Origin of the sequence: Thetidibacter halocola, from assembly GCF_018224955.1 — a bacterium.
GTDB classification, from domain to species: Bacteria; Pseudomonadota; Alphaproteobacteria; order Rhodobacterales; family Rhodobacteraceae; genus Thetidibacter; species Thetidibacter halocola.
Genome location: NZ_JAGTUU010000004.1, coordinates 496,175 through 506,739, shown reverse-complemented (window position 1 = coordinate 506,739; position 10,565 = coordinate 496,175). Strand labels below are relative to the sequence as shown.

10 protein-coding genes are annotated in these 10,565 nt (G+C 66.1%); 8 read left to right on the top strand and 2 right to left on the bottom strand.

The genetic code is table 11. The annotated features are described in order from the left end of the window. Position 1: 1 nt before the first annotated feature. Genes KB874_RS12530 through KB874_RS22920 form a run of 7 tightly spaced genes read left to right on the top strand, consistent with a single transcriptional unit; the run spans position 2 to position 8,124 of the window. Entirely contained in the window at positions 2–1,090 is a 1,089-nt protein-coding gene (locus KB874_RS12530; RefSeq protein ID WP_212536876.1) for an acyltransferase family protein, read from the top strand. Positions 1,091–1,142: 52 nt separating this feature from the next. Next, positions 1,143–2,351 carry a hypothetical protein gene (locus KB874_RS12525; RefSeq protein WP_212536875.1) on the top strand — a complete coding sequence of 403 codons (1,209 nt, stop codon included), beginning with the start codon at positions 1,143–1,145 and terminating at the stop codon, positions 2,349–2,351. Continuing rightward, a complete protein-coding gene (locus tag KB874_RS12520) occupies positions 2,348–3,601 on the top strand; it encodes a glycosyltransferase family 4 protein (protein ID WP_212536874.1) in 1,254 nt (417 codons plus the stop codon). The genes KB874_RS12525 and KB874_RS12520 overlap by 4 nt, the downstream gene beginning before the upstream one ends. Next, positions 3,598–4,692, top strand: a complete 1,095-nt coding sequence (locus tag KB874_RS12515; RefSeq protein WP_212536873.1) for an acyltransferase family protein — start codon at positions 3,598–3,600, stop codon at positions 4,690–4,692. Before KB874_RS12520 ends, KB874_RS12515 begins: the two co-directional genes overlap by 4 nt. Next, on the top strand, positions 4,689–5,663 hold the full coding sequence (locus tag KB874_RS12510; protein WP_212536872.1) for a glycosyltransferase family 2 protein: 975 nt from the start codon (positions 4,689–4,691) through the stop codon (positions 5,661–5,663). The genes KB874_RS12515 and KB874_RS12510 overlap by 4 nt, the downstream gene beginning before the upstream one ends. Beyond that, positions 5,660–7,042, top strand: coding sequence for a nucleoside/nucleotide kinase family protein (locus KB874_RS12505; protein WP_212536871.1), 1,383 nt, complete (start codon positions 5,660–5,662; stop codon positions 7,040–7,042). Before KB874_RS12510 ends, KB874_RS12505 begins: the two co-directional genes overlap by 4 nt. Next, the gene (locus KB874_RS22920) at positions 7,039–8,124 is read left to right on the top strand and encodes a glycosyltransferase family 4 protein (protein WP_212536870.1); all 1,086 of its coding nucleotides are present in this window, start codon (positions 7,039–7,041) and stop codon (positions 8,122–8,124) included. The genes KB874_RS12505 and KB874_RS22920 overlap by 4 nt, the downstream gene beginning before the upstream one ends. Before the next feature lie 18 nt (positions 8,125–8,142). Here the strand turns inward: KB874_RS22920 and KB874_RS12495 are convergent, their stop codons facing one another. Beyond that, positions 8,143–8,796, bottom strand: coding sequence for a phosphoribosyltransferase family protein (locus KB874_RS12495; RefSeq protein ID WP_212536869.1), 654 nt, complete (start codon positions 8,794–8,796; stop codon positions 8,143–8,145). Next, a complete protein-coding gene (locus KB874_RS12490) occupies positions 8,793–9,539 on the bottom strand; it encodes a beta/alpha barrel domain-containing protein (protein WP_212536868.1) in 747 nt (248 codons plus the stop codon). Before KB874_RS12490 ends, KB874_RS12495 begins: the two co-directional genes overlap by 4 nt. A 99-nt stretch (positions 9,540–9,638) precedes the next feature. Between KB874_RS12490 and KB874_RS12485 the strand changes: the two genes are divergently transcribed. Next, positions 9,639–10,514: a LysR family transcriptional regulator gene (locus KB874_RS12485; RefSeq protein WP_212536867.1), complete on the top strand. Its 876-nt coding sequence runs from the start codon at positions 9,639–9,641 to the stop codon at positions 10,512–10,514. Positions 10,515–10,565 lie beyond the last annotated feature (51 nt).

Genomic DNA, 10,565 nt, shown 5'->3' with positions numbered 1-10,565 from the left:
GATGAGTGCGACGACGGACATGGCAGACATCCCGAGGCCCGCGGCCGCAGCCCCTGCCGCGACCAGGTCGGTCGAGACGGTTCAGTTCCTGCGGTTCGTCGCAGCCGGCATGGTCCTGATCGCGCATGTGAGTTTCTTCGTCCATCACCGCGTCGACACGGATGTGCGCATCCTCGGCGAGGTCGCCCAGGGCGTGGCCCTGTTCTTCGTGATCTCGGGCTTCATCATGACGGTCACGGCCAGCCCGCATTCCGGCGAGCCGGGTTTCGTGCGCTACTTCGCCCTGTCGCGGCTGATCCGGATCGTGCCGCTTTACTGGGCGGTGAACGCGGCCAAGCTGCTGGGCTTCGTGCTGGTCCCGGGCATGATCGCGGCCAATCCGACCGTGTCCAACGTCGTCTACTCGCTGCTTTTCCTGCCCGCGAAGAACGCCGACGGAAACATCGAGGCCTTTTACGGCGTCGGGTGGTCGTTGAATTTCGAAATGGCCTTCTATGCGTTGTTTGCGCTGGCCCTTCTGCTGGGCAAGAGACCCACCCGGTTCACGATCCCCATTCTTCTGGCGGCGGGCGCGCTGTCTTTCCTGAAGACGGAGGCCTGGCCGACTGCCGCCTACCTGCTGAGCCCGGCGCTGTTCAACTTTGTCTGGGGCATCCTGATCGGTGAGTGGTATCTGTCCGGACGCAAGCTGCCGGTGCCGATCGCAGTGGCGCTGATCGCGGCGGGAACGGCAGCGACCTTCGTGCCGCTGGCCGCGTTGCAGGGGCTCCTCGTGACGAAGGTTCACATGGGCGCCATCGTGCTCGGGTTCGTCGCGCTCGAGGACCGGATCGGGCAGGCGATCCCGAAACTGCTCACCTTCCTGGGGGATGCCTCCTATTCGCTTTACCTGACGCATCCGATGGTCGGGGTGCTGTCCGTGGTCGTTCTGCACAAGCTCGCGCCCTGGATGCCGTCCTCGCTGATCTTTGTCCTGACGGTCCTGCTGTGTCTCGTCTTCTCCGCCGCCAGCTTCATCTATTTCGAAAAGCCGATCACCCTTTGGTTGCGCAAGCGGCTGCTGAAACGCGGCAAGTCGGTCGAAAGTTGAAGAAGAGTCGGCTGTTCATGCGGAACACGTTGTCCACGAACTCGGGTAAGACATGAGATCGAAATCCCTTGTCCTGACATCGCGGGATTTCCTGACCTTCATTCTGGTCTCCTACGCCGTCGTCATATTCGCCTTCGTGGACGCGGGCCTGCGCAACTACCTTGTCCTGTTCGCGGCGATGCTGGGTGGCCTTCTGTTCTTCGTTTTCGGCCTCAGGTTGCACCGTCAGGCCTTCTGGGCTTTTCTGCTGCTGTCCTTCATGGCCATGCAGGGCCTGTTCGTGGGCGGGCGGGGCGAACTCGGATCAGTGTTGCTGACCCTGGTCTATGCCATGGGGTATTTCGCAATCGCCAGCATGCTTGACCGGGTGAGAGACAAGCGCGCCTTCGTGCAGGGCATGATGCGGACGCTGATCTATGCGTTCGCGATCCTCTCCCTCATCCAGATGGCAGCCTCGCTTGTCGGCCTGCCGATCCCCAACCTCGGATCAACCAGGGGTTTGTGGAGCTACAACTCCCTCGCTTTCGAACCCTCGCAGCTGGGCCGCGTCGTCGGGATCAGCATGCTGTGTTACCTGGTGCTTGACCGCCTGCCGGTGCTGCCGGGCCATGCCGAAGAGTCGCCCGGAACGCGCCAGAAGGTCATTCTCGCCTTTCTGACGACCATGCTCCTCAGCGGCAGCGCCCTGGCGGCGGCTGCGATCATTCTCGTGTATTTCATGTCCCGATCACTGATCCTCGTCATCTTCCTGACCAGCGCCAGTTTCCTGATCTGGCCGCTCTTCCTGCTCGTCGATTTCGGACCGCTCCAGCGGGTCGCGGCGATCCTGGCCAACCTTGGCACGCTCGATGCGGACGCCCTTCTGGATGCGGATGAGAGCGGCGCGGTGCGCATCATTCCGGCCCTGATCTACATGAAGGAAACCTCGATTCTCGACCTCGAGTTCTGGTTCGGCTACGGCAGCGATGGCCTGAGACGCTTTTTCCTGGGCCGCATTCCGGGTCTGGGGGAAAAGATTCCCGCCGGTTTCGTGCCCGGGTTCGCGGTGGTCTACGGCATCATCATGGCGGCCTTCTTCGCCTGGATCTTCGCCTTCCGCCAGGCCAACAGGACGACGGCGCCGCTGATCGGGTTCTGGCTGATCTTCATGTCGTTTTCCGCCTGGAACACCCAGGTCTTCTGGTATGGCCTGATCGTCATCCAGGTCGCCTGGGCGGCAAGCCGGGAAAACGCCCTCGAACAGGGCGAGGTCCGGTCATGAAGATCCTGATCTCTGCCTACAGTTGCGAGACCGGCCGCGGCAGCGAGGGCGAGATAGGGTGGCGCATGGTCAACGCGCTGGCCAAGCGGCACGAGGTGCGGGTCATCACCCGCGCCAACCTGCGCCCCGTGCACGAAGCCACCTTTGCCGAGGTGCCAAGACCTGCCGGACTGACCTTCGAGTATTTCGACCTGCCGTGGATCTTCCGCTTCTACAAGAAGGGAAAGCGGTTCTTTCTGGTCTATTATTACCTCTGGCAGATCGGTGTCGGTCTGCGCGCCCGGCGCCTGTTGCGCAGGGAACCCGCCGATGTCCTGCACCACCTGATCGGCGGGATGGACTGGATGCCCGCCGGGCTTGCCCTGTGCCCGGGGCCCTTCGTCTGGGGGCCGGTGGGCAGCGAGGACACGCACCCGGTCATCCTGCGGCACCTGTCGCTGAAATCCCGGCTGAAGGACGGGCTTCGGGTCGCGATGCGCGGGCTCCTGCGCACGGTCGAGCCCTTCACCCGCCTGACCGCGGCGCGGGCGGACATCATCCTCAGCCACACGCCAGAGACGATGCCGCGCCGCCTGGCCGCCCGCCTGCGACCCTTCACCCAGACCGGCATCGCAGACTTGCCCGGCCTTGCCCGGCCAAAGACGGATCTGGCCCGTGGACCGCGCCTGCGGCTGGTCTATGCGGGCGAGTTGAAGGACTGGAAAGGCGCGCGCATGGCGCTGGACGCATCGCTTGCCTTTTTGGAGACCGGGGCCGACGCCGACCTGGTGGTGATCGGCGACGGCCCGCTCCGGGCGGACATGGAGGCCGTCGCCCGAGCGCACCCGCAGGGCGCGCGCGTCACCTTCCTCGGCAAGGTGCCGATGGAGCGCCTGATCGACGAATTGCACGCGGGCGACCTGTTCCTGTATCCCAGCTTCCATCACGGGCTGGCGACCATCGTGTTGCAGGCCATGCTGACCGGCCTGCCGGTGGTGTGCATCGCGGGCGATGCCACGGGCCGCGCCGTGGGCCAGGAGGCGGGCGTCACCGTGCCACTGTCCGAGGACGAGGCGCCCGCCGAGGGTCTTGCCCGTGCCATCGGCGAACTGGCGGCAGACGAAGACCGCCGACAGGCCCTGGCGGCGTCAGCCCGGCGGATCGCGCTGGAACGCCATTCCTATGATGCGCTGTCGAGGCAGGTCGAACAGGTCTATCGGGATGCCCTGTCCGGCACCTCGGCGGCCGGCAAGCCGAGAGAGGTGCCATGAAGGCCCATATCGACGATATCCAGATACTGCGGGCCGTGGCGGCGCTGGCGGTCCTGTTCTTCCATGCCGAGCGCGAATTGTCGGCAGGCGGGTCCGACGCCCTCGCGCCGCTGTTCGTCGGTCTTGCCTGGCTGGGACAGGCGGGGGTCGACATCTTCTTCGTGATCAGCGGGTTCATCATGTATTTCGTGCATCGGGGGGATTTCGGTCGTCCGGGCATGATGGGGCGGTTCCTGCTGCGGCGGTTGGTGCGGATCGTGCCGACCTACTGGTTGCTGACCACGCTGACGGTGGCGGGGCTGGTTCTGCTGCCCGGTCTGTTCAACTCGCGATCCGTCGACTGGACCTGGATCGGAGCTTCCTACCTTTTCATCCCGTGGCAATCGCCGGCCGGAGACATCAGCCCGCCGGTCGGGCCGGGCTGGACGCTGAACTTCGAAATGTATTTCTACGTGATCTTCGGCGCGGTCCTGTTGGTGCCGAGGCGGGTGGCGCTGCCGGTGATGACAGTCTTCATGGTGGGATCGGTTATGCTGGGACTGATCCTGAAACCCGGCCTGCCAATCCTTGCCATGATGAGCGGCGCCCTGCTGATCGAATTCCTCTGCGGCATCTGGATCGCCTGGGCCTTTACCCGTGGCATGACGGTGGGTGGTGCTGCCCGGATTGCCCTCGTGGCGGCGGGGCTGGCGGTGCTCTGCGTTTCGCCTGTGTTCTACAGCAACGGCGACCTGGCCACCTGGTGGCGCCTGCCGTTCTTCGGCCTGCCGGCAGCGGCGCTCGTGGCCGCGACGATCCTGCGTCCAGGCCTGCAAGGCGCAGAGCGGGCCGGCAGCCCGGTTTCCCGCTTGTTCGTGGCGCTGGGGGATTCCTCTTACGCGCTTTATCTCAGCCACATCTTTACCCTGCGGATCATTGACCTGGTGCTGGCGCGACTGTTCCCACAACTGCCACTGGCCTTGGATTTCGTGCTGCTCGTCGTCGCGGCCGTCGTCGTGGGGCACCTGTTCTTCCTCTGGGTCGAGCGTCCGCTCTACCGGTTTCTCAAGCAGCGCCTTCCGGGCGGCAGGGCCGCGGAGGTGCCTGCGTGACCCTTCCCGCCATTTCCATCGTGGTCTGCTGCTACAACGCCGCCGCGACCCTGCCGCGGACCCTCGACAGCCTGCGCGCCCAGGATTTCGCCGATTTCGAGATCGTCGCCATCGACGACGGATCGAAGGATGACACGGTTGCCGTGCTGCACGAGCATGCCGCGCGCGAACCGCGCCTGCGGGTGCTGGAAAACACCGGCAACCGGGGCACCGCCTTTACCCGCCAGCGCGGGCTGGACGAGGCGCGCGCCGACCTCGTGATGTTCGTCGACGCCGACGACATCGCCGATCCACGCCTGCTGGCGCGGCTGCACGAAACGCTGACCGCGGATCCCGACCTGGTGGGCGTGGGCTGCTACACCACCTATTTCGTCGAAGAGGGCAACGACCTGGGGTTGCAGCGCGTCGGCCCCGAAAGCCGCGCCGCATTCGAACGCATCTACCGCGAGGCCAAGCTGCTGTTCATGGTGCCCTGCACGCTGTTCCGCAAGGCGGACGCGCTGGCGGTGGGCGGCTACCGCCAGGCAGTGATGCCCAATGCCGAGGGCATCCGCTACGAGGATTTCTCCGAGGACCTGGACCTGTGGTGCCGGCTATCCGACCTCGGCGCGCAGGGGCGCTATTTCCTGACCCTGCCGGAAAGCCTGCTGCGCTATCGCAAGCCGCTCGGATCGCTCTCGACGAGGAACCTCGGGCACATGCAACTCAAGATGCGCTGGATCAAGGATTGCCTGCGCCGCCGCCGCGCCGGCCGGCCCGAACGCAGCCTGGCCGATTTCATAGCGTCGCGCGGCTCCTGGGAGCGGCTCGGCGACTGGCGCTCCGACAAGGCGGCTGGCTTTTACAAGCAGGCCGGTTTCGCCTATGCGCGGCGCAATTTCGCCGGGCTCGCTTGGTATCTGATGCTGACCGGGGTGATGTCGCCCAAGCTGATCCGCCAGAAGATCGCGACCCAGAAGGTGACCCGATGAAGGACGTGATATCCGACAGCCAGGCGGCGTTCGAGGCCGAGGCGCTCGGGGCGCTGTTCGGCGGCATGGCCGAAGCCGGGCTGCGCCACGCGGTCCTGCGCAACTACGAGAACCTGCCCGACAGCGTCGGCGCACGCGACATCGACATCGTGGTGCACCCGGACGACCTGTCCGCCGCCTGCGCGCTGGTGGCGGATACTGCGCGTAGCATGGGCCTGCGCCTTGGCAACCATTTCGCTGACGAACGCCTGACCCAGTTCGCGCTGGTGCGGCGCGATGCGGATGGCGGGCTGCAACAGATCAAGATCGATTTCTTCATCCGCAGCGAGGTCTACGGGATCGAGATCCTGTCGGCCGGGGACATGCTGGCGGACCTGCGCCACCACAATGGCGTGCCGGTGGTCGCGGACCGCGTGCTGTTGCTGGACAAGTGGCTGTTTCACCTGCTGGTGGGCCGTCCCGTGCATGCGAAATACGACGCGGATTTCGCGGCGATCGCCGGGGCGGAGGGCGCCGCGCTGGTGCGCAGCCTGTCGCGTTTTCTGCCCCCGGCGCGCACGACGGAACTGGTGGATGCGCTGGCCGCGGGCAAAGGCTCGACCCTGGTTCTGGCCCGGGCGGAGCGCCGCCGCGCCCTGGCCCGGCTCTGGGCCGCGCAGGGGCTGGCCGCCCTGCCGCGCAGCCTGCGCTTCATGGGCTTCCGCCTGCGCGACCGGCTGCGTCCGCATGGCGTGTTCCTGTCGGTCAGCGGGCCGGACGGAGCGGGCAAGACCACGGTGATCGACATGGTGATCACCCAGCTTGGCGCCATCTACGGCGAGGGTGCGGTGCATTACGCCCATTTCCGGCCCACCATGCTGCCGCGCATCGCAGAAGTGGCAAAAAAGGCCCGCGCGGTCGAGACCGTGGACGTGAACTACGACCAGCCGCACCGGGCGAAGCCCTCGGGGCTGGGGGGGTCTGCGGCGCGGCTGGCCTATTACTGGCTGGATTACATGGGCGGCTATTTCCGCAGCGTGCGGCCGGTGCTGAAGCGGCGCGAGGTCATGCTGTTCGACCGCTATTACTACGACATGATCGCGGACAGCTTTCGCAGCCGGATCGCGCTGCCGATGCCGCTGCTGCTGGCCATGGGGCGCATCCTGCCGCTGCCGCATTACGCCTTCTTCATCCATGTCGACCCGGACGAGATCCACCGCCGCAAGCAGGAACTGACGATGGAGCGGATCGCGGCGCTGAACGCGCGTTACGGGACACTGGCCGATAGTGGCTGGCTGATCCGCATCGACAACAACGGCGCCCCCGAAGACGCAGCGGCGGCCATCGTCGACCGGATCGTCGCCGACCGTCACGCCCGGGCTCCACGAGCGTTGCGGTGATCGTCTTCTGTCACCTGCTCAACGATCGCTCGGGCAGTCCGACGGTGCTGCGCTCCACCCTGGAGGCGCTGAACGCACGCGAGGAGGGCCTGCTTTACGTCGGCTCGCAGGGACGCGGCGTGCTGGAGGAGGCAGGCGTGCCGACCCGCCGCTACTGGTATCGGCGCAGTCCGCACCGGATCGTGACGCTGTTCACCTACATGGCCAGCCAGGTCGCGCTGTACCGGGCGCTATCGCGGGCCGACGACATTCCGCGCGATGCCACCGTCTTCGTCAACACGCTGCTGCCCTTCGGGGCGATGCTCTGGGGGCGGCGCAGCGGGCGGCGGGTCGTTGTGCATGTCCACGAGGTGTCGATCTCGCCCGGACCGCTGCGGCGCTTCCTGACGCGCTGCGCGGGGCGGTGCGCCGACCTGCTGCTGTATGTCTCGAACGATCATCGCGCGCGTCTGCCGATCGATGGCCCGCCGGCGCGGATCGTGCCGAACCCGGTCAGCCCGGCGCTGGCGGCCCGCGCGGCCAAGGCGGCGCCCCGCCAGAAGGGGCCGTTCACCGTGCTGATGCTGGCCTCGCTGCGCGGCTACAAGGGGGTGGAGGAGTTCATGGCGCTGGCCGCGACGCTGCGCGACCGGTCCGACATCGTTTTCGAGCTGGTGCTGAATGCGGAACCCGACGAGGTCAGCGCCTTTGCCGCGCGGCATTCCGGTGTGTCCAATGTCACCATCCATCCGCGTACCGACGACCCGGCCCTGTTCTATACCCGCGCCGACCTGGTGCTGAACCTTGCCCGGGTGGACCAGTGGATCGAGACCTTCGGCCTGACGCTGGCCGAGGCCATGACCTTCGGCATCCCGGTGATCGCGCCGCCTGTCGGCGGTCCGGCCGAGATCGTGACCCATGGCGAACAGGGTTACTGTATCGACTCGCGTGACGGCGAGTCCCTGCGCAAGGCCGTCCTCGCGCTGGCCGACGATCCCGAAACCCGCTCCGCCATGTCGCGGGCCGCAAGAGAGCGGGCGCGTGACTTTAGCTTCGACGCCTATGCAGCCGCTCTGCGTGCGGCGCTGGACGAGGCGGGTTGAGCCGAAGTGCTGCGGGTTTCAGCCGGCCGGGGCAGGGGCCGGCGTCCGCCCGGCGGTGGGAAAGGTGCGCTCTGCGGCATAGCTGTCAAAGCTCGACAGGCGCTGCGCATTGCATTCAGCCTGCCAGGGCGTGTCCTGCATGACGGCGGTGACGACCTTGTGCGTGGCGCGATAGGCGTCGGTCGCGGGGTTTTCCTCCATCGCGATGGTGACGATCCCGGCGACCGTGCCCTTTTGGCGCTCGATCAGGCGGATCGCGCCATCCATCGTGCCTCCGGTCTCGACCCACTGATCGACCAGCAGCACGCGGGTGCCCGCGGCAAAGGCGGGCAGGCGCATCTCCATGTCCTGCGTGCGGCCCGAGTAGTTCGAAAAGGTGACCCGGTCGGTGTCGACGCACAGCTTGCCCGCCTTGCGGATCGGCAGGAAGCCCCGCTTCAGCCGGGCGGCCAGTGCGCTGCCAAGGACGAAACCCATCGCATCCAGCCCCGCCACCACGTCGATCCCGGCGGGATCGAGCTCGGCGCAGAGGTCGTCGAGCAGGTCGTTGAAGGCGACGGCATTGATGTAGATCGAGGTCGGGTCGAGCCAGGCGAATTGCGGGCCCTTGGTGTTCGGCGACATCAGGGACAGATACCAGCGATCATCGCGGGGGCCTTTCGGATCGGTCATGCGGACACTCCGTGGTTGCGTGCGGCCGTCAGCAGGGCATTCAACCGCACGGGATCTATGTTGTAGAAGTCATTGTCGTAATTGATTCCGGTGGCGACCAGGATCATGTCCACAAGCGGCGCGTAGCGGTGAACGTTGCCCGGCGTGATGCCAGAGGCGATGGCCAGCGGCGCGTCCCCGATGGCGGAGCGAAAGGTCTCGATCTTGGACAGGTCCGGTTCAAACCCGGTGGCGACGCCCGAGGTGCAGATCACGTCCATCCAGGGCAGCGCCTTGCGGGCGGCGACCGGATACAGCGCCTCGGGCACCTCGCGCTGCTTCTTGAAGGCGACGCCGCCCAGGTAGAGCCCCTGCCAGCCGCTTTCCCGGCGGATCCGGGCGATGGTGTCGGCCTCGGCCTGCACGTCCTCCCGCTCGTCGATCCGGGCATCGTCGGCCCAGTAGGCATCGAACACGTGACCCTCGCGGGCGAGTTCTCCGAGCACCGGAAAGGCGATGTCGCCCGGCTGCGCCAGGAAGTTCACGCCAAGCCAAAGGTCCGGCCGGGCGGCGCGGATCTCACGCAGAATCGGCAGGAAGGGCTCCATCGGGAAATCGTGGTTGATCAGGAAGGCGCCGGGGCATCCGGCCCCGTCCAGCACGTCCAGGTTGCGCAGGGCCTGCGCGGCGTCCTGAACATGAATCACCGGCGTGACGACAGGCGCGTCGGACTTGAGCATTTGCTTGATATTTGGGCGGTTCACGCGAAACCCCTTCGACTTTTTCACATGGCTAGCGACACGCTTTTCATATGGAAAATTGATTGTTGATATATAATCATAAGAAATCATCATGGCGTCGCGATGAAGAACATTCCCACCGACCTCCTGCGCAGTTTCGTTACCGTCGTCGATCTGGGCGGCTTCACCCGCGCGGCTGAGGCGCTGGGCCGCACACAGCCAGCCATCAGCCTGCAGATCCGGCGGCTGGAGGACCTCTTGCAGGCCAAGCTGATCCAGACCGCCGGGCGGCAATTCGCGCTGACCGAGGCGGGGGTGGCGCTTGGCCCCTATGCGCGGCAGATGCTGCGGCTGAACGACGATATCGTGGCGCATTTCGCCGAGGCGGCGCTGTCGGGCTGGATCCGTGTCGGCGTGCCGACGGATTTCTCCCATGCCTTCCTGCTCGAGGCGATCGCGGGCTTTGCCGCACGGCATCCCGACGTGCGAATCGACATCGAAAGCCTTGCCTCCCGCGACCTGCGCGAGGCGCTGGCAAAGGACAGGCTGGATATCTGCGTCGCCATCGTGCCCGAGGGCGATGTGCCCTATCTCGTCGAAACCACGCTGGTCGAGCCGTTCTGGGCGGTGCGTGACACCTTTGTCCTCGGCCGGAAGGAGCCGCTGCCGATCGTCCGTCATCCCGATCCCTGCGAATATGCCACGCGGATGCGCGGCGCGCTGCGGGTCGCCGGGCGCAGTTGGCGCACGACCCTTGTCTCGCGTGATGTGGCCGGGTTGCAGACCGCTGTCCTGGCCGGTCTGGGCGCCACGGCCCTGACCCCGGCGACCCTGGCGCCGGGCATGCGGGTCGGGCGTCCGGACGAAGGGTTTCCGCCGCTGGCGCCGCTTCAGATCGGGCTGTTCTACAAGCATGCGGCGCTTCGGGCGGCGGGGCACGGGTTGGCGCAAGAGCTGCTGGAGCATATCCAGAAGGTCAAGAAACGCATGCATTCATAAGATATGCTGATGCAGGTATTCCAACTGCAAATTTCCCAACGTCCCGCAACT

Bases quoted from the DNA above. Each gene is read 5' to 3' on its own strand.
- KB874_RS12530 (WP_212536876.1), top strand. From the start codon at position 2: ATGAGTGCGACGACGGACATGGCAGACATCCCGAGGCCCGCGGCCGCA.
- KB874_RS12525 (WP_212536875.1), top strand. From the start codon at position 1,143: ATGAGATCGAAATCCCTTGTCCTGACATCGCGGGATTTCCTGACCTTC.
- KB874_RS12520 (WP_212536874.1), top strand. From the start codon at position 2,348: ATGAAGATCCTGATCTCTGCCTACAGTTGCGAGACCGGCCGCGGCAGC.
- KB874_RS12515 (WP_212536873.1), top strand. From the start codon at position 3,598: ATGAAGGCCCATATCGACGATATCCAGATACTGCGGGCCGTGGCGGCG.
- KB874_RS12505 (WP_212536871.1), top strand. From the start codon at position 5,660: ATGAAGGACGTGATATCCGACAGCCAGGCGGCGTTCGAGGCCGAGGCG.
- KB874_RS12495 (WP_212536869.1), bottom strand. From the start codon at position 8,796: ATGACCGATCCGAAAGGCCCCCGCGATGATCGCTGGTATCTGTCCCTG.
- KB874_RS12485 (WP_212536867.1), top strand. From the start codon at position 9,639: ATGAAGAACATTCCCACCGACCTCCTGCGCAGTTTCGTTACCGTCGTC.